Annotated in this window: 17 protein-coding genes; 12 read left to right on the top strand and 5 right to left on the bottom strand. The window is 30.0% G+C overall.

From position 1 onward, the window contains the following. Positions 1-349 precede the first annotated feature (349 nt). The 8 genes from DMB95_RS09425 to DMB95_RS09385 all read left to right on the top strand — a co-directional run bounded on the left by DMB95_RS09425 (position 350) and on the right by DMB95_RS09385 (position 6,985). A complete protein-coding gene (locus DMB95_RS09425; RefSeq protein ID WP_142931838.1) occupies positions 350-1,609 on the top strand; it encodes a glycosyltransferase family 2 protein in 1,260 nt (419 codons plus the stop codon). After that, the gene (locus DMB95_RS09420) at positions 1,609-2,991 is read left to right on the top strand and encodes a glycosyltransferase (RefSeq protein ID WP_142931837.1); all 1,383 of its coding nucleotides are present in this window, start codon (positions 1,609-1,611) and stop codon (positions 2,989-2,991) included. Before DMB95_RS09425 ends, DMB95_RS09420 begins: the two co-directional genes overlap by 1 nt. Further along, complete coding sequence (locus tag DMB95_RS09415) at positions 2,991-3,626, top strand: hypothetical protein (RefSeq protein WP_142931836.1); 636 nt, start codon at positions 2,991-2,993, stop codon at positions 3,624-3,626. Before DMB95_RS09420 ends, DMB95_RS09415 begins: the two co-directional genes overlap by 1 nt. Further along, positions 3,619-4,257 carry an HAD family hydrolase gene (locus DMB95_RS09410; protein WP_137633586.1) on the top strand — a complete coding sequence of 213 codons (639 nt, stop codon included), beginning with the start codon at positions 3,619-3,621 and terminating at the stop codon, positions 4,255-4,257. The genes DMB95_RS09415 and DMB95_RS09410 overlap by 8 nt, the downstream gene beginning before the upstream one ends. Continuing rightward, complete coding sequence (locus DMB95_RS09405) at positions 4,251-4,976, top strand: glycosyltransferase family 2 protein (protein ID WP_142931835.1); 726 nt, start codon at positions 4,251-4,253, stop codon at positions 4,974-4,976. Before DMB95_RS09410 ends, DMB95_RS09405 begins: the two co-directional genes overlap by 7 nt. Before the next feature lie 75 nt (positions 4,977-5,051). Further along, entirely contained in the window at positions 5,052-5,381 is a 330-nt protein-coding gene (locus tag DMB95_RS09395) for a hypothetical protein (RefSeq protein WP_142931834.1), read from the top strand. Continuing rightward, positions 5,378-6,097 carry a glycosyltransferase family 2 protein gene (locus DMB95_RS09390; protein WP_142931833.1) on the top strand — a complete coding sequence of 240 codons (720 nt, stop codon included), beginning with the start codon at positions 5,378-5,380 and terminating at the stop codon, positions 6,095-6,097. The genes DMB95_RS09395 and DMB95_RS09390 overlap by 4 nt, the downstream gene beginning before the upstream one ends. 12 nt (positions 6,098-6,109) lie before the next feature. Next, positions 6,110-6,985 (top strand): TylF/MycF/NovP-related O-methyltransferase, encoded by an 876-nt coding sequence (locus tag DMB95_RS09385; protein ID WP_142931832.1) that lies wholly within the window; start codon positions 6,110-6,112, stop codon positions 6,983-6,985. Between the two features lie 82 nt (positions 6,986-7,067). On the opposite strand, the gene glf is transcribed toward DMB95_RS09385, so the two are convergent. The 5 genes from glf to DMB95_RS09360 all read right to left on the bottom strand — a co-directional run bounded on the left by glf (position 7,068) and on the right by DMB95_RS09360 (position 12,748). Continuing rightward, on the bottom strand, positions 7,068-8,219 hold the full coding sequence (gene glf, locus DMB95_RS09380; protein ID WP_142931831.1) for a UDP-galactopyranose mutase: 1,152 nt from the start codon (positions 8,217-8,219) through the stop codon (positions 7,068-7,070). Further along, positions 8,219-9,193, bottom strand: coding sequence for a UDP-glucose 4-epimerase GalE (gene galE, locus DMB95_RS09375; RefSeq protein ID WP_142931830.1), 975 nt, complete (start codon positions 9,191-9,193; stop codon positions 8,219-8,221). Before galE ends, glf begins: the two co-directional genes overlap by 1 nt. Continuing rightward, on the bottom strand, positions 9,190-10,488 hold the full coding sequence (locus tag DMB95_RS09370) for a UDP-glucose dehydrogenase family protein (RefSeq protein WP_142931829.1): 1,299 nt from the start codon (positions 10,486-10,488) through the stop codon (positions 9,190-9,192). The genes galE and DMB95_RS09370 overlap by 4 nt, the downstream gene beginning before the upstream one ends. 5 nt (positions 10,489-10,493) lie before the next feature. Beyond that, positions 10,494-11,450, bottom strand: a complete 957-nt coding sequence (locus DMB95_RS09365; protein WP_142931828.1) for a UDP-glucuronic acid decarboxylase family protein — start codon at positions 11,448-11,450, stop codon at positions 10,494-10,496. Between the two features lie 242 nt (positions 11,451-11,692). Beyond that, positions 11,693-12,748, bottom strand: a complete 1,056-nt coding sequence (locus DMB95_RS09360) for a glycosyltransferase family 2 protein (RefSeq protein WP_142931827.1) — start codon at positions 12,746-12,748, stop codon at positions 11,693-11,695. Positions 12,749-13,031: 283 nt separating this feature from the next. Between DMB95_RS09360 and DMB95_RS09355 the strand changes: the two genes are divergently transcribed. The 4 genes from DMB95_RS09355 to DMB95_RS09340 form a co-directional block, all read left to right on the top strand. After that, complete coding sequence (locus DMB95_RS09355; RefSeq protein WP_142931826.1) at positions 13,032-15,191, top strand: DUF4422 domain-containing protein; 2,160 nt, start codon at positions 13,032-13,034, stop codon at positions 15,189-15,191. Next, positions 15,184-16,173, top strand: coding sequence for a class I SAM-dependent methyltransferase (locus tag DMB95_RS09350; RefSeq protein ID WP_142931825.1), 990 nt, complete (start codon positions 15,184-15,186; stop codon positions 16,171-16,173). The genes DMB95_RS09355 and DMB95_RS09350 overlap by 8 nt, the downstream gene beginning before the upstream one ends. Beyond that, the gene (locus DMB95_RS09630; protein ID WP_185906695.1) at positions 16,173-17,690 is read left to right on the top strand and encodes a hypothetical protein; all 1,518 of its coding nucleotides are present in this window, start codon (positions 16,173-16,175) and stop codon (positions 17,688-17,690) included. The genes DMB95_RS09350 and DMB95_RS09630 overlap by 1 nt, the downstream gene beginning before the upstream one ends. A gap of 27 nt (positions 17,691-17,717) precedes the next feature. Then, positions 17,718-18,983 (top strand): glycosyltransferase family 8 protein (locus DMB95_RS09340; RefSeq protein WP_142931824.1); only part of this gene is annotated, 1,266 nt, incomplete at its 3' end.

Below are 18,983 nucleotides of genomic sequence, written 5' to 3'. Positions count from 1 at the left end.
TATTGAAAATCAGCATTTTCAAACTTTTTTTGCTCAGTTTTATTAGACATATCCAAAACAAACTCCCATTTTTATAATTTTTTTTAAGCTAGAAAGTAATTTTTTAAGAATTTTCAAGCCTTTACATTAAACTCATAAAAAATTTAAACCATCGTATTTTATCATAAATTCTGTTAAAGATTGTGCTATTTTCGTTTTTTTGTTTAAAAGTGCTGGATAAATAATGCTTTTAAACTATAATATAATTTTGCTTCACAAATTCCATTATCATTTACAAGCCATTTTGTAGTTTGAAAATGCTGATTTTCAATATAAAAAGTTAGCGAAATTACAAACAAAAGAAAAACCTTTGATTTCTATCATCGTGCCTATATACAATGTAGAAAAATACCTTAGAGAATGTTTAGATAGCATTGTCAATCAAACTTATACAAATTTAGAGATTATATTAGTCAATGATGGTTCTACTGATAACTGTGGGCGAATTTGTGATGAGTATGCGACTAAAGATAAAAGAATAAAAGTTATCCATAAAGAAAATGCGGGATTAGGTGCTGCATATAATACAGGTCTAGAAATAAGCAAAGGTGAGTATATTGGTTTTGTAGAATCAGATGATTGGATAGAATTAAATATGTATGAGGAACTTTATAATAAAGCTGAAGAATTAAACAGCGATTTAGTTAAATGTAAATTTTTTGATTATAACTCAACAAGAAAACCAAAAGATTTACCGTATCGACAAAAAAGAATTGATTTTGAACTTGAAAACTGCTGTCCAGATAATAAAACTTTTTCAATTTTAGAATATCCTAAACTATTGATATATCATTCTTCAATTTGGGCAACTCTATATCATAAAGACTTAATTTCTCGAATTCGTTTTAATGAGCTTAAAGGCGCAGCTTATCCGGATTTTTCTTTTATGATGCAAGCGTTATTAATAGCGAACAACATCTCAACCTTACGAAAAGCCTTATACCATTATAGACAAGAACCTGCCAATATGTCTTCAATGAAAAAAACTGATATTAGTTTATTAAAAATGATAGAGCAGTGTTCATACGCAAGAGAAAAACTAGTATCTTTAAATATATTTGATAAAATTCGTGAAGAATTTTACTCACATGCTATAGCATCTTTGCATGGTTTTTATTATAGAATTGAAGATGATTTAAAACCCTTATTTTTTCAAAAACTTGTAGATTTTTTTTGTAGCGATTCACAAAAAATAACTTGTAAATATTTTCATCAACATGAAAAAGATTTCTTGCTTTGCATTTTAGACAAGGATTATTCTAGAACTTTAATACATAATGGTGCTGTTTGGAGAATAAAAAATCACTTAACATATAAATTAGGCTTTGAAGTAAAGCATTCCAAAACAAAATTACTACTCCCTTTTAAATTAATAAAAATAACCATTAAGCACTATTTTCAAAAATTTATATTTAATATTGTATGTGGTGCTAACCCTTATCTAAAGCTACCACCCATCTATGGTTATGCAGATTATTATAAAGCTTTGCAAATTCAAAAATCTGAAATTTATCAACTAGGAAAAAGAGTGATGAAAAATCCATTTATAATATTGTATGGGAGGGTGTAATGTTTCATATTGCTTTAGTTTGTAGCAATGAGCATTGTAAATTCGCTGCCGTTGCTATGTGCAATGTTATTGATCGTATAGATCCTAAGAAAAAATTCAAGGATATGTTTGATAATTCTAAAATAAACAAAGAATTACAAGATTATAAAAAATTAGACTATAATTGCTTAAGCGCAGAAGAACAAGAAGAGGGTTGTGTATTTCACATATTAACAGATGGAATTGATGATTCTAATTTGGCAAAATTAAATGAATTAGAAACAATATTAAATAAAAAATACCCTTGTAAACTCCAAATACATAAAATCGCTACAGATTTCCTCGAATCTAAAGGTGCGATTAGGTGGAAGGGTTCTTATGCCATATGGCTACGTATTTTCATAGTTTCTTTTATACCTAAAGATGTCAATTTGTGTCTATATATCGACTCTGATATGATAATTAATTGTGATTTGAGAGAATTATTTACTTTAGATCTTGGTGATAAAATTTTATCATCTTATCATGTTTTTACAAATGAAAATTGGTTTATAAAAAATAAACAAAATCCAAATGAACAACTAAAATTGTGTAGCGAACATTATAATTTAGCAGTTGTTTTATTTCATTGCAGAAATTGGGAAAAGCATAATATATATGAAAAATGTTTAAATATTATAAATTCATACTTAATGGAAGAAAATTTTCTTTGTGATGAATCTGTATTGCATGCTGTTTTGGATGCGAGTGATTTTTTAGCGCTTCCGCAAACTTATGATTTTTTTCTAGGCAGACTTTTTAAGCATCGATTTCTATTTCTTTTATTGCCATATTTAGACGAAGAATCTATCGACGTCAAACAAACAATAAATAAAAAAGACATTTCATTTTATCATCAAAATGCAAAAATTATTCATTTTTTACCTGTGCTCAAACCTTGGGAGTATAGTTTGCAGATTAATTACTTTAATGAAAGTGAATTGTGGCATAAATATTATAAAATATGGTGGAATTTGGCATATAAATGCCAGCCTTTTTTGGAAGATTTTAAAATTTTAGAAAGAAAACTGCTTTTTATTTTCTACACAAATGAACAATATTTAAAAAATCGCTTATTTTATAAATTAGGATATATTTGCATAAATCAAAAAAATATACTTTTGCCTTTTTCGCTGATATTTTCTTATATAAAACATAAAATTTGGAAAAGAAAATTTATAAATTACAACCAAATAACACAACAATTTCATAACAATCAAGAAAATTTAAAGATTGAAGAGAGTTTTTGCTATGAAGTAGGGAAACTTTTAGCTAAAGCCGCTAAAAATTGGTATAAAGGTGGATTTTTAAAATTTTTGTTTATAGAACTTCCAAAATTAAAAAAAGATAAAGGCAAAAATTAATGAATATACTTTCACATCGTGGCTATTGGAAAACTGAAAAAGAAAAAAATTCTATTGTAGCTTTTGAGAAAAGTTTTATTAATTTTTATGGTCTTGAGACGGATTTAAGAGATTGGAGAAAAGAGATAGTTATATCTCATGATATGGCTGATGAGAATTGTTTAAAATTAGAAGATTTTTTCAAATTTTATAAAAAATGGGATACAAATTTGCCCTTAGCCTTAAATATAAAGGCTGATGGTCTTCAAATTTTACTTAAGCAACTGATTCAAAAATATGAAATTACAAATTATTTTGTATTTGATATGTCAATTCCTGATGCTTTAAGCTATATTGATTTAAATTTTAATGTTTTTACTAGACAAAGCGAATATGAAAAAGAACCTAGTTTCTATGAAAAAGCTTGCGGTGTTTGGATGGATGAATTTTACTCACACTGGATACATAAAAATATTATAAAACAACATATCAATAACAATAAATTAGTTTGTATAGTTTCTCCAGAGCTCCATAAAAGAGACTATAAAAAAGAGTGGTCAGAATACAAACAAATAGAAAAAGAACTGCAAGTAAAAGACAAACTAATGATTTGTACCGATTATCCTGATGAAGCAAGGGAGTTTTTTAATGACTAAAATAAAAGCTGTCATTTTTGATATGGATGGAGTATTAATTGAAGCTAAGGATTGGCATTATGAGGCTTTAAATAAAGCTTTAAAACTTTTTGGTATGGAAATCACTAGATTTGAACACCTAACGACTTTTGATGGTTTGCCAACTAAGGATAAGCTAAAAATGCTTTCGCTAGATAGAAATTTGCCTGAATCCTTGCATGATTTTATAAATGAATTAAAACAACAATACACTATGGAAATGGTTTATAGCTTATGCAAACCTAGATTTCATCACCAATATGCTTTATCAAAGTTGAAAAATGAGGGCTATAAAATGGCAGTTTGTTCTAATTCTATACGCAATAGTATTGATTTGATGATGAAAAAATCGGCTCTTGAAAATTATTTAGATTTTTATATCTCCAATGAAGACGTTAAAAAAGGAAAACCTGATCCTGAAATGTATGTTAAAGCTATAAAAAGATTAAATTTAAAACCTAAAGAGTGCATGATAATAGAAGATAATGAAAACGGCATAAAAGCAGCTAGGGCAAGTGGAGCTAATGTTATGGTTGTTGGTGAAGTTGATGAGGTAAATTATGAAAATATCAAAAACTATATTTTAAAATTTGAAAAGGAATTAAAGTGTTAAATATAATGGTTCCTATTGCAGGTAAAAGTTATTTTTTTGACGATGAAAAAGATGGCTTTCCAAAGCCCTTTATTGAAATTTGTGGAAAAACTATGCTAGAACATTTTATCAAAAATTATGAAAATATTGAAAATAAATGTTTTATTTTTATATTAAAAGAAGAAGATGTAAAGCGCTATCACTTAGATGATGCAATCAATGTTTTAACCAATAATCAAAGTAAAATTGTTATTCTTAAAAAAGAAACTAGTGGTATGGTTTGTTCTGCTTTAATGACCATTGATCAGATTGATTTAAATGAACCTCTACTCATCGTCAATATGGATCAGATTTTTGAGTATGATTTGAGTGAATTTATTTCTAAATTATCTTTAAATGATGCGGGTGTGTTAAGTTTTGAAAGCGTTCATCCAAGATGGGCTTATGTAAAATGTAATGAGGCAAATTTTGTTTTGGAAGCTTTTGAGAAAAGACCTGTGAGTAAGAATGCAATAGCAGGATTTTATTATTTTAATAAAGCCAAATATTTTATAAACTCGGCTTTTAGTATGATTAAAAAAGATGTTAATTATGATGGAAAATATTTTATTGCTCCAGTATTAAACGAATTGATTTTGGAAAATAAAAAGGTTATAAATATTTCAATTGATAAAAATCGTTATTTTACTTTTTATTCCCATACAAAAATCAATGAATATGAAAGGATTAAAAACGCTTAAGAAATTAACTAAAAATATATCATTAAGTGAAGTAGCAAATCTATTAAATGATGATTTTGTTTTAAAGGATTGATCGTGAAAAATTATAAACTCGATGAAATGATTCGTGGTTGGTTTGTAGGCAATTTTGAGCCTAGCATTTTTAAAACTAACGATGTAGAAGTTGGCGTAAAAGAGTACAAAAAAGGTGATGCTGAGGAAAAACATCATCATAAAATTGCAATAGAAATTACCGTCATTATTAGTGGTAAAGTAAAGATGAATGATATGGAGTATTCTAAAGGCGATATAGTGGTGATTTATCCAGGGGAAGCTACTGATTTTGAAGCTTTAGAAGACACGATGAGTGTTGTTGTGAAACTTCCAGGAGCTAATAATGATAAATATTTAGGAGAATGTCAATGAATATAGTTATTCCTATGGCTGGACTTGGAAGTCGCTTTGTAAAGGCTGGCTTTGATAAACCAAAACCTTTTATCGATATTTTAGGCAAGCCTATGATAATTAGAGTGCTTGAAAATTTGAGATATAAAGGTGCAAAATATATTTTAATAGCAAGAAAAGAGCATTTAATTCAAGAAAAAAAGTTAATTGATGAAATCAAAAATAATTTTAATGCCGAATTTATAGGTATTGATAAACTCACAGAAGGAACGGCTTGTACTGTGCTTTATGCGAGAAAATATATCGACAATGATAAACCTTTAATGATAGCAAATTCCGATCAGATTGTTGATATAAATATAGCTGATTTTATCGATGATAGTTTGAATCGAGGTTTAGATGGTTCAATACTCACTTTCATTGATCAAGAAAAAAATCCAAAATGGTCATTTGTAAAATTGAAAGACGATTTAGTGGTAGAAGTTAAAGAAAAGGAGGTTATTGGCGAATTTGCTACTGTTGGAATTTATTTTTTTAACAAAGGAAAAATATTTGTTGAAAGTGCTATAGATATGATTATAGAAAACGATAGAATTAATAATGAATTCTATACTTGCCCTGTTTATAATTATGCTATAAAAAATGGCGCCAAAATAGGTATTTATAATATCGATTTTTCTCAAATGCATGGAATTGGAACTCCTGAAGATTTGGAAAAATATAAAAACATAATTTAGAAAGGATTGAAAATGAAAAAAGTGGTTATTTATGGTAGTGCTCAACTTGGAATTCAAATTGCTTGGCATGTATCTTTTGATAGCGAAATCATATGTTTTATTGATAGCGATCCAAGAAAACATTCTTGCAATAATAATGGCTTAGGCTTAAAGATATACAATAAAGATTATCTTATTTATGGACCTGAAAAATTAAAAGAATTAGAATTTGATAAAGTATTTATTGGCACGGAAATACCAATTTATATTGATCAAATTATTGAGGTATTAAAGTCAATGAATATCAATGAAGATAAGATAGATTTATCTTTAACTTTTATTCCTTATTATGCAAGATTAAACTTTATTAAAACACTATCTGATAATTTTAAAATTAACAATATTCAAGGTGCAGTTGCAGAACTTGGAGTTTTTAGAGGTGACACTGCAAAGCATATCAACAAATTCTTCAAAGATAATATTTTTTATCTTTTAGATACCTTTGAAGGGTTTGATGCAAGGGATTGTGAGAATGAAAAAAAACAAGGATTTTCAAAAGCAGATAGTAGTGATTTTAGTTTAACATCACTTGAACTTGTAAAAGCTAAAATGCCTCATCTTGAAAATTGTCGTTTTGTCAAGGGGTATTTTCCAGAGAGTGCAGATCAAATTCCAAGTGATGAGGAATTTTGTTTTGTAAATATAGATGTGGATTTATATCAGCCTATTTTAGCTGGACTTGAATATTTTTATCCTAGACTTGTAAGGGGTGGAATTATTCTCGTACATGATTACTTTCACCCTTATTACACAGGCACGCAAAAGGCAGTAAATGAATTCGCTAAAAAATATAAGCTCAAATTCTATCCAATAGGTGATGCTTTTAGTGTGTTTTTTGTGAAAGAGTGAGATGCTTTAGCAAAGTTATAGCTCATTAAAATTCATCATCGCCAAATACAATTTGCATTTGGCGATGATGAAAACGAGCTTTTCAGTTCAACTCCGCAAAAACACTCAAAGCCCTAGCAATTGTTTTATCCATATCATAGTATTTATAATCTGCTAGCCTACCTAGAAAATGGACATTTTTAAGCTCTTTGGCGAGTTTTTTATATTCTTCATAAAGCTTTTGGTTTTTTTCATCTGGGATGGGATAATATCTTTCATTTTTGCCCTCCTCATACGCGCAAGGAAATTCATAGCTTAGTATACTTTTGCTTGATTTTTCATCAAGATAGTATTTGTATTCTACAGCCCTTGTAAAATCATAATTTTCTGGGTAGTTTATCTGTGCGGTGGATTGGACATACTCTTTATCAAAACGTTCAAAAACTATGTCTAGGCTTCTATAAGGAAGCCTGCCAAGTGTATAGTTAAAAAACTCATCAATAGCCCCTGTATAAATTACTCTATCAAATTCTCCAAAATCTTTATACTCATACTTTGAGTTAGCATTAAGCTTGCAGTCTTTAAAATCAAAATGGGTTTTAAGTTTGAGTTTGATATTTTGATGAGTAAGCATATTTTGCACCATTTGTGTGTAGCCAAGAAGCGGTATAGCTTGATAAGTATCTTGAAAATACCTATCATCAAGGCTCACATACACAGGCACTCTAGCGCTGACTGAAAAGTCAAGTTCCTCAGGCTTTACGCCCCATTGCTTCATAGTATAGCCTAAAAATACCTTTTGATAGATATATTCAGCCAAAAATTGCAAGTCTTTATCATCAGTATTTTTAAGCTCTAAAATAGGCACTTTTTTGTTAAAACCAAAAGTTCTCACAAGCTTTTGCTCTAAATCATTTGCAAGATATTTTGGAAAAACCTTATGCAAGCTGTCAAGATTAAAAGGGATATTGACTTCCTTGCCATCTATGAAAGCTTTAACCTTATACATAAAATAATGCCATTTTGTAAATTTACTAAGATACTCCCACACTTCTTTAATGCTTGTATGAAAAACATGTGGTCCATATTTATGCACGCTGATTTGCGTTTCTTCATCTTTATAATCATACACATTGCCAGCTATATGCTCTCTTTTATCGATGATTAAAACTTCTTCATCTTTTACACTTGCTAATCTTTCAGCTAAAACTGCCCCGCTTAAGCCACAGCCTATGATTAAAGTTCTTTTCTGCATTAATACTTCCTGTTGTTTTCCCAGTTCCAAGCACTTTGAATGATGTTTTGAATATCACTTTGCAAAGCTTGCCAGCCTAAAATTTCTTTAGCCTTTTTGTTATCAGCAAAAAGCCTAGCTGGATCGCCAGCTCTTCTTGGAGCGTAAAGCACTGGGCATTTTTTGCCACTTATTTTTTCAGCTACTTCAATGATTTCTTTTACACTTGTGCCTATGCCAGTGCCTAGGTTGATACAGCCACTAAATTGGCTTAAGTTTTCAAGAGCTAAGCGATGTGCTAAGGCAAGATCATCTACATGGATATAATCTCTTATGCAAGTGCCATCTTTGGTATCATAATCACTGCCAAAAACGCTGATATGCTCTCTCTCACCCTTTATAGCTTGCAAGACTAAAGGGATAAGATGAGTTTCTGGATCATGGCTTTCTCCTAAAAGGGCATCTTTATTTGCACCTGCAGCATTAAAATACCTAAGGCTGATATGCTTAAGATTGTAAGCTAGTTCATAGTCTTTGAAAATTTGCTCTATCATCAGCTTAGAGCGTCCATAAGCATTGATAGGATTTTGAGGATGATTTTCATCTATGGGCGTATAAACTGGCTCTCCATAAGTCGCACAAGTGCTTGAAAAAACGATATTTTTTACATTAAATTCAAGCATGGTATTAAGCAGATTTATCGTGCCTATGAGATTGTTTTGATAGTATTTTGCTGGATTTTGAACGCTTTCTCCTACATAAGCAAAGGCTGCAAAATGCACTACAGCATCTATCTTATAGGCTTTAAACAAATTTTTAAGTGAAAACACATCAAGCAAATCAGCATGCACAAAGCTTGCCCTTTTATCCACAGCTTCTTTGTGTCCATAGATGAGATTGTCAGCTACTACGCATTCATAGCCATTGTCAAGTAAGTGTTTTAAGGTAAAAGAGCCTATATAGCCAGCTCCTCCAAAAACTAAAATTCTTTTCATCTACCTACGCCTTGGTAAGTAAAGCCTAGCTCAAGAACTTGTTCTTTGTTGAGCAAATTCCTACAATCGATGATATTATTATGCCTCATCAAAGCTTTTGCCTTTTGCAAATCAAGATTTTTAAATTCGCTCCATTCTGTTAAGATAACCAAAACATCAGCGTTTTCTAGAGCTTCATACATATTATTTGCATAATGAATTTTTTCTCCTATGATTTGCTTTGCAAGCTCGCTTGCTTTTGGATCATAAGCACTGATAGACAAATCTTTTTCTAAAAGCTTTAAAACTATTTCAACGGCTGGACTTTCTCTGCAATCATCAGTGCCATCTTTAAAAGCAAGTCCTAACACAGCAATTTTTGGCTTTTGAATGCCCTTAAGTGCGTTTAAAATCCTCTCACTCATTTGCTCTTTTCGTGCTTCATTGCCCTCTATAGCTGCATTTATAAGGCTAAGAGCTACACCTTTTTGTTTTGCCATATATGCCATAGCTTGAGTATCTTTTGGAAAACAACTACCCCCATAACCTGGACCCGGATTTAAAAAACGTTTGCCTATACGCTCATCAAGCCCCATTCCACGTGCGACTTCTAGTATATCTGCCCCTGTTTTTTCACAAAAATTTGCCATTTCATTGATAAAATGAATTTTAATCGCAAGAAAAGAATTTGAAGCGTATTTGATAGTCTCAGCTGAATAACGACTGACAAAAACTAAGTTAGATTTATCTTTAAAAGGCTTGTAAAGCTCTTCTATCAAAGCTTTTGCACGAGCTGAGTTCGTGCCAACTATGATGCGATCTGGATTGAAAAAATCACGCACCGCAAAGCCTTCACGCAAAAACTCCGGCAAAGAAAGCACATCAAATTCAGCTTTTGTATTTGTTTCTTTGATAATCTTTTCTATCTCATCTCCTGTGCCTACTGGAACGGTTGATTTGGTTGCTATAACTGTATAGCCATCAAGATACTCAGCTAGTTCCTTTGCAGCAGCATAAATATACTGCAAGTCCGCTTCTTTTGTTACTGGATGAGGTGGAGTGCCTACTGCTATGATGATGAGTTCAGCCTTACTTACTGCTTCTTTCATAGAAGTGCTAAATTGAAGCCTGCCAGCTTTGACATTTTTATGAAAAAGCTCTTCAAGTCCATCCTCATAAAGCGTGATCTTACCTTCGTTTAAAGCTTTAATCTTGTTTTCTATCTTATCAACACAAATAACTTCATTGCCAAGTTCAGCAAAACCAACTCCGCTTGGAAGTCCTACATAGCCTGTGCCTATAATTGCTATTTTCATCTTTTTTATCCTCTAAATTCGTGAATATTTTCTTTAAAAAAGGCTATGGTTTTATCAAGCCCTTCATCTAGCTCAATTTTTGGCTCCCAATTGAATTTTTCTTTTGCAAGACTGATGTCTGGGCGTCTTTGGGTTGGATCATCAGCTGGTAAATCTTTGTAGATGATTTTTGATTTAGAGCCTGTTTTTTGTATGATTTTTTGAGCAAGTTCTTTGATGGTAAATTCGCCCGGATTGCCTGTATTGATAGGTCCTGTGAAGTTTTTGTCTGAGTTCATTACTTTAATGATAATATCGATTAAATCATCAACATAACAAAAAGAACGAGTCTGCGAGCCATCACCATATATAGTAATATCCTTACCACTTAGAGCCTGACAGATGAAGTTGCTTACCACGCGTCCATCATTTGCGTCCATATTTAGCCCATAAGTGTTAAAAATGCGTATGACTTTAATATCCACGCCCTCGTGTCTGTGATAGTCAAAAAACAAGCTCTCAGCACAACGTTTGCCCTCATCATAGCAGGCTCTAATGCCTATGGGATTGACATTACCTCTATAGTCTTCTTTTTGAGGATGCATTAAAGGATCGCCATACACCTCAGAAGTTGAAGCCTGTAAGATAGTAGCCTTATGCTTTTTGGCAAGCTCAAGCATATTTATCGCCCCATAAACGCTAGTCATAGTGGTTTTAATGGCGTGTTTTCCTTGATAGGCTGGAGGAGAAGCTGGACAAGCAAAATTATAAATTTGATCGATTTTTTTATCTATGTTAAGAGGCTGGCAGATATCATGCTCTATAAATTCAAAACGAGGCTTATCAAGCAAGGACTTGACATTGCTCATCTTGCCTGTGTAATTATTATCCACACAAATGATATGATTACCCTCGTCAAATAAACGAGTGCATAAATTTGAACCCAAAAACCCTGTTCCACCTGTGATGAGTATGGTTTTCATTGCTTATCCTTGTTTTGTTTTTCCTTAATTCAAAAAGGAATGATTTTAGCAAATTTTTGCTTTATTTTGCATAAAAAATATTCTTAATAGCAATACTATTTTGCTACTTAAGTTATTATTTTTATAACTATGAGGAATATACTTGTATCTATATCCTATTTTAAGAGACTTGTAATATATTCTTACTCGCAAGATATAATGAATATAATTCTAGGTAAAAATTATTACTAATAGTAATATTTTTATTTCTTTATTTTGACAAAAGTTATAATTTTTCTCTTATACCTTGCAAGTCTTTTTCTTAAAATAAAATTAAAACTTAGCCAAGTTTTCACAAAATGCTCAGGATCATTCATAAGTGCTTTTAGAATTTGAAGCTCTGCTTGATTAAAAAAAGCCTCATTTATGCGCTTGTCAGCATATTTTTTTTGAAATTCCTTAGCAAAATATAGAGCAAATTCTTTTTTAAATCGATTTGCCAGACGTTTGAAATTCCACCAATATACCTTAAACTGCACATAAGTTAAAGCTTCTTGCAAGCGTATTTTTTGCCCTGGATATTGTTTTAAAAAGCTTTGTGCAAAATCAAACTCATCACACACACAATAAATTTTTTCTTTATTGAGGCTTGAAGAATTGGCATTATCAAGGCGGTAAAAATACAAAGCCTCATTATGAAAATACAAAGTCTTTGCAAAACTTAAAAAGAGTATCCAAAGTCCAGTATCTTGATAAGAAGCACCTAAACTTTCATTGGCTTTAATTTTAAATTGCTTTACAAAATCAAGCCTATATAAGGAGCTTTGATTCATATTCCAGCTCTTAAGCAAGGGATTTAAATCCTCTTGTAAAAACAAAATTTTTCCATAAAGTGCTTGCTCATAGGCTATGCTTTTGTAGTTAAAATGCGTTTTTAAAAAAACCTTTTTAAAAGCACAAATATCAGCTTTAACAATATCGCAGTTTTTTTCTTCTATGAGCTTATGCAGCACTTCACACATCTTAAGATGGGTATAATCATCACTTTCTACTATACAAAAATATTTTCCTTTTGCTTTTGCTAAGCCGAGATTAATCTGTGCTCCAAGACTTTTTTTCTCACTTTTAATGATAATAATGCGAGCATCTTTTGTAGCAAATTCCTCCAAAATCTCTGCTGTGCCATCATTTGAATAAGCATCAATACAAAGAATTTCTAAGTTCTTAAAGCTTTGATTAATCACACTTTCTAAACACTGACGAATATACAAAATGCTATTATAAATAGGAATAATTACTGAAATTTCAGGAGTTTGCATAAAGTTTAGCCTTTAATTGTGTTGGCGCTTAGTTTAAATTACGGCTGCAAATTAAACATAAAAAACGCATTTTAATTTCAAATTAACAAATAAAAAAATTAAAACAAAAAAGAGCTAAAATTTTGTTTAATCTTTGAATTTATTTTATACTCATTTCAATTTTAAAAAAATACACAAAAAGTCCATAAAATAACCACTGAACAACTTCCATTATCATTTACAAGCCATTTTGTAGTTTGAAAATGCTGATTTTCAATACAAAAGGGAAAATTCACTTCAAGATATGGAAGATAAAGCTAGTTTTAGCCATTCAAACTCTAACACAAAAATAAAAATCCTAGTAGGCTATCACAAACCTGCGGTTTTGCTTAAAGATGAAATTCTTACCCCTATATACTTAGGTAGAGCTTTAGCTACACAGTCTTCTAAAGATGGAGAAATGTCTAAAGAAGATTATGAGTGGATGTGTGAAAATATGATAGGAGATGATACAGGAGAAAATATTTCTCATCTTAATCGATATTTTTGCGAACTTACTGGAATTTACTGGGCTTGGAAGAATTATGATAAGTTGGGTAATCCTGATTATATTGGGTTTATGCACTATAGGAGGCATTTTATTTTTGCTGAAGGAGAAAAAGAATTTTCTTCTGGGTATAGCTTAAATTTTGATTTTCCAGATAAGGATTATATAAACGCAATAGGACTGAAACCAAGTATGATTCATGGAGTTGTAGCAGACTGTGATTTAGTTCATCCAACCCTTTATAAATATGAAAAAAATGTTTATGAGCAATTTAAAGATTTAGAGGATTCCCATTATTGTATGGATTTTTCGATTTGGGATAAATCTATTCAAATTTTTTATCAAGAGTATCCGGACTATAGTGATGCTTTAAATGAATATTTAAAATCTAATTATCATATTTGGTTTAATAGTTTTATTATGACACGACAGCTGTTCTTTGAATATTGTGAGTTTATTTTTAAAATAATTTTTAAAATTTATCAACAAATTAATCTAGATAATCAATTAATGTCTTTTCAATCCCAAAGAATTTTAGCTTTCATTGCAGAACGTTTTTTTGGAGTTTTTGTGACAAAATATAAAAATGAGTTAAAAATAAAAAAATATCCATTATCTCAAATTCATAATACAAATATTTACAGACAAGTTGCTCCAGCTTTTCAAAAAAATAATATACCTATAGTATTTTCTATTGATTCAAATTATATAAACTATTTAGGAGTTTGCATATATTCAATAATCAAAAATTCTTCTCCAAGTTACTGTTATGATATATGCATATTGCACTCAAATTTAAATAAAGATACAAGAAGTAAAATTTCATTTCTAAAACAAGATAATGTCAGTATTCGTTTTATTGACATTTCCGAATTTGCTCACAATCAACAATTTTATACAGGTGATTCGCATTTTAGCGAAGCTACTTATTATAGGTTTTTTATTCCCTCTCTTTTTAGTGCTTATGAAAAACTTATTTATCTTGACTGCGATATGATAGTTTTAAAAGATATCAGCAAGCTTTATGAAACTGATATAACAAACTATGTTTTTGCAGCTACTAGAGAAATCGGTATGTCCTATTATTTAAATCTTTACAAAAATAAAAAAGATGATTTTTACTTAAATTTTGTTCAAACAAAAATGCAAATGAAAAACCCTCTTAATTATTTTCAGGCTGGATTGTTGCTTTATAATATACCAGAGTGTATAAAACAAAATTTTGTTCAAAAATGTCTTGAATGCTTAAAAAAGCTCAAAAATCCCCCAACTGTTGATCAAGATGTTCTTAATGCCGTATTTGAAGGTAAAGTTAAATTTCTATCTCTTAAGTGGAATTGTGCATGGCATGTAAAAGTACTTCGAGAAAATTGTGACAATGTCTTGCCTCATAATACGCTTCTTGAATACAATGAAGCCTTAAGTGATCCATATATTATACACTACTGCGATAGTGTAAAGCCGTGGTCTCATCCTCATTTGTTAAAAGCTGATATTTGGTGGCATTATGCAAGACAAACTCCTTTTTATGAGGAGATATTGTTTTATAATGTGCGAGGGGGCAAACCTTGTGGAGCCGTAGAAAGAGTAAAGTCTCAATTATCATACAAATTGGGGTATGCTATGATAAATTCTAAAAATATAACAAAGATTATATTGCTTCCTTTTAATCTAATTGGATTAGCTTTTCAATATAAGAAAGATAGAGCCCGTTACGAATCACTAACAAGAGTAAATCATAATCTAAAACTTCCCAAACTTGATGATTATAAGGATTACAAAGAGAGCTTAAAAATAAAAAAACATTTATCTTATATGTTAGGAAATGCCCTCATTAAAAATCCTTTTACTTTCTTATTTAAGATCCATAAAATAATCAATGATTTTAATAAAAATAAGGAGCTGGTAGATGAGTGAAACAATTTTATCCCAATATTCTGAAATGCATGTTAGTCAAAGAGAATTTATTATTAAAGAGATTCAAAAGTATAAACCCAAAAAAATTTTAGAACTTGGTATTGCTGCTGGAGCAAATAGTGTTTTAGTGTTGAAGTATCTAGAAGAAAATGGACTCTTGGATGAAGTAAGATTGCACTCTGTAGATTTTAGCACATTTTATTATAGAGATTTAAATGATTTAAATATGATGAAAAATCCTAGACTATCTGGCTTTTTGGTTGATGCATTAGTTCCTCATTTAAGAAAATACTGGAATTTATATACTCCTGGATTAGTTGCTAAACATCTTAATGAGATTGGCAAAGATATTGATTTTGTGATTTTAGATACTGCGCATAGTCTTCCTGGAGAATTGCTTGATTTTTTAATGATATTACCATATCTATCTAAAAATGCAGTAATTTGCATGGATGATTTAATGTTTCATGTATGGTATAACAAACAAGGAATTGTATGCAACTTGCTCTATCTTTTACTTAAAGGAGAAAAAACTCTTCCTTGCGATTCCTTTAATAGACCTTTTTTTCAAAATGTTGGATCTTGTATGCTAGCTGATGGTCAGCTAGAACATATAAATTTATTAACTTTTTTTAAGGCTTTAACAATACCTTGGGTATATATGCCAAATATCGATGATTTAGAATTATTTAAGCAACATATTTTAAAGCACTACGGAATGAAATATGTTGAAGCTTTTGAAGAAATTGTGAAAATACAAGAAAAGTGGTTTAGAGAAAGTGAAAACCAAAGACAAGAATATTTAAAACAACAAATAGAATTTAGCAATAGTTTAAAAATTAAAGAACATCTTTCCTACAAATTAGGACAAACCTTAATTAAAGCTTATAACAATCGCTGGGGGGGGGGGCTTATCAAAATGCCATTTGAGTTGCTAACAGTTATAAAAAATCACAAAAATAAGCAGGGGAAAAATAGATAATGAATGGTATAAAAAATATTGTATTGTTGGGTGGGAGTAATTCTATCATTGTTGATGGATTACAAAAAGGACTTAAGCAAAACAATATTAAACTGAGTAATTTGGCTGTTGGCTCTACTACTTCTATTCAAAATTTTTACGAATTAAAGAGACTTAAAAATAAGGATATTATAAATAATGCAGATTTAATTATTACCGAGAGCAATCAAAATGAAATTGGTTCTTTCCATAATTCTCGCGAAGCAATTCCTTTTGGTATCATTTTTAGAAATTTAAACTGGTTTTATAAAGAACTCTATTTTTTAAATAAAAAAGTGTTGGTTATACTTTTTCCACTCAATGAACAAGCTATAAACAATATTCATAGAAAACTATGTAGACAATATGGATTTAATATTATTGATTTGCAATCTTACTACGATAATAATCAAATTACTATAGAAACTATGGATAATATCCATCAGTTTAATTTTATTACAAGGGAGCTTGGCGAAAACATAGTTAAGCATATAAAGGATTTTAAATATCCTAGAAAAGATAAAAATTTATATAATGATAATCCCCAATTTGATATTGTTAGTGCGCAGGATATGATTGTTGTGGAAGGGAGCTTAACTATAGATACTCTTAAAAATTCAATGTATGAAGAAAGAGTTTGCAAAATAGACGAAACTATAAAATTAAAATTTCCTTTAAAATTTAAAAATTATTATCCAATTGCTATACATACATGGAATGGCGGAATAAAAAATGCACATGGAGTAGAAGGAGGATTGAATTATTCTAGTATGGCTTTGTGCAATAAAGACAGTCTTATTGTCAAAGAAAGTAATTTTTTAAATAATGTTTTAGAAATTCACAAAAGTAATTTTCAAATCGACGAAAATACAACACTTTATTATAATCAAAAAGAAGAAACCACAGAATATTTTATCTCGGCATGGAGCTATCATCCTAATTCAAATAAACTTTCATATCTCAATTTAATTGCAGTCTTTGTTGCAAAAAATGATGGAAATTTTTATACTCAGTGTCCGAGTTTAGATGAGCTAAGAAATGAAAATATCGAAATTCCTAATGAATATAATTTTGACTGGATTATACCTCCTATTAAAAAGTATGAAGAAATAATAGCAGAGTATTGCAAAATGTTACGATTGGTGCCTATTAATTCTCAACAAGTGATGACAACTAATGAAAAAATATTAGGGGCTAAGGATCGTGTTAAAAGCCATTTGGCTTATAAATTAGGTGCTGCTATGATTTTCAATTCAAAAAGCATATTGGGTTATATAAGAATGCTTTATGTACTAAGTTATATAAAAGAAAAACACAAACAAGACTTAGATTTAAATTCAAATTTAAAATTACCAAAATTAGAAGATTGTGCTGATTATAACGAATCTTTAAAAATTAAAGAGCAGCTCTCCTATCAATTAGGGCAAGCTTTAATTAAAGCTTACAATAACCGATGGGGGGGGGGGGCTTATCAAATTTTTATTCTGGGATATTTATAGCATAAAGAAAAAATATAGGAGAAAAAAATGTTTCACATAGTATTTAATACAGACGAAGGCTATCTTAGGTATGCAGCTGTTTTAGCAACAAGTATAGTAAAAAATACTAATTCAAATAAAAAATTTGAAGAATTTTTTAAGCAAAATGGGTGTAGCTGCGAAATAGAAAAATATACTAAATTGCATTATAACTCTTTAAATGAAGAAGATAAAGAAGAAGGATATGTATTTCATCTTTTAATTGACAATATAAGTCAAGAAAACCAAAAAAAAATAGAGCAGCTAGAACAATCACTTAATGATTGCTATTCATATCCTTGCAAGTTTGTTATTCATTTAATTGATGATAAATTTTTTAAAGATTGTTCTAGAACTGGTCCAGCGATTAATAACCTTGCAACTTATTATCGCTTAAGAATAGCATCTATTTTATCCGATATAAAGACTTGCCTTTATTTAGATGTGGATATGCTAGTTTCTTGTGATATTAGAGAGCTATTTACAATTGATTTACAAGAAAAGATTGGCGGAGTTGTCTATTATACGAATGACATTACCATACATTTTGATCCCATAAAAAAAGATAAAGAAAGATTAGTTTATATGGGAAAATATTTTAATTCCGGCTTTATGCTTATGAACTTAGAACAATGGAGAAAAAAACAAATTGAAGAAATATGTTTTAACTTTATAAAAAACTATTATTTATCAACATCGCCAGATGAATTTGTTCTTAATGTGGCGATAAATCATGAAAATTTTATAGAAATACCCTTAGAATACAATTTTGCTATTATGTTTAACTATATTGGTAGTATTGCTTTTACCACAATAAGTGTAGATAGAGCAAAGCAAGCTTATAAAAATATTAAAATAGCTCATCTTACAGGTATGGGGCTTATAGTAAAACCATGGGTATCGTTTTATGCCAGCTTAGTTGTAAATTGCCAACCTTTACATTATGAATATTATGATAAATGGTGGTTTGAAGCACTTGAAACCCCTATATTTAATAAAGAATTACAAAAAATATATAACGAGATTACAAACAATGCATTAGAAATTTATAGTAAGACAATAGGAAATAAAATACAGCAACTTGAAAATCGTATTGTCGCATTTGAAACGAACAATTATGAGCGTAGTGTAGAATCCATAAAAAAAGAAGTAAAAGAACATCTTTCCTACAAATTAGGACAAACCTTAATTAAAGCTTATAACAATCGCTGGGGGGGGGGGCTTATCAAAATGCCATTTGAGTTGCTAACAGTTATAAAAAATCACAAAAATAAG

The organism is Campylobacter sp. MIT 12-8780 (assembly GCF_006864535.1).
GTDB lineage: Bacteria > Campylobacterota > Campylobacteria > Campylobacterales > Campylobacteraceae > Campylobacter_D.
The sequence above is the reverse complement of the archived record's forward strand: the minus strand, read 5'-3'. Positions and strand labels throughout refer to the sequence as shown.

What these genes read in the sequence shown, in the direction of transcription:
- DMB95_RS09420 (WP_142931837.1), top strand. Translation starts at nt 1,609, where the DNA reads ATGTTTCATATTGCTTTAGTTTGTAGCAATGAGCATTGTAAATTCGCT.
- DMB95_RS09415 (WP_142931836.1), top strand. Translation starts at nt 2,991, where the DNA reads ATGAATATACTTTCACATCGTGGCTATTGGAAAACTGAAAAAGAAAAA.
- DMB95_RS09410 (WP_137633586.1), top strand. Translation starts at nt 3,619, where the DNA reads ATGACTAAAATAAAAGCTGTCATTTTTGATATGGATGGAGTATTAATT.
- DMB95_RS09390 (WP_142931833.1), top strand. Translation starts at nt 5,378, where the DNA reads ATGAATATAGTTATTCCTATGGCTGGACTTGGAAGTCGCTTTGTAAAG.
- DMB95_RS09385 (WP_142931832.1), top strand. Translation starts at nt 6,110, where the DNA reads ATGAAAAAAGTGGTTATTTATGGTAGTGCTCAACTTGGAATTCAAATT.
- glf (WP_142931831.1), bottom strand. Translation starts at nt 8,219, where the DNA reads ATGCAGAAAAGAACTTTAATCATAGGCTGTGGCTTAAGCGGGGCAGTT.
- galE (WP_142931830.1), bottom strand. Translation starts at nt 9,193, where the DNA reads ATGAAAAGAATTTTAGTTTTTGGAGGAGCTGGCTATATAGGCTCTTTT.
- DMB95_RS09370 (WP_142931829.1), bottom strand. Translation starts at nt 10,488, where the DNA reads ATGAAAATAGCAATTATAGGCACAGGCTATGTAGGACTTCCAAGCGGA.
- DMB95_RS09365 (WP_142931828.1), bottom strand. Translation starts at nt 11,450, where the DNA reads ATGAAAACCATACTCATCACAGGTGGAACAGGGTTTTTGGGTTCAAAT.
- DMB95_RS09360 (WP_142931827.1), bottom strand. Translation starts at nt 12,748, where the DNA reads ATGCAAACTCCTGAAATTTCAGTAATTATTCCTATTTATAATAGCATT.
- DMB95_RS09355 (WP_142931826.1), top strand. Translation starts at nt 13,032, where the DNA reads ATGGAAGATAAAGCTAGTTTTAGCCATTCAAACTCTAACACAAAAATA.
- DMB95_RS09350 (WP_142931825.1), top strand. Translation starts at nt 15,184, where the DNA reads ATGAGTGAAACAATTTTATCCCAATATTCTGAAATGCATGTTAGTCAA.
- DMB95_RS09630 (WP_185906695.1), top strand. Translation starts at nt 16,173, where the DNA reads ATGAATGGTATAAAAAATATTGTATTGTTGGGTGGGAGTAATTCTATC.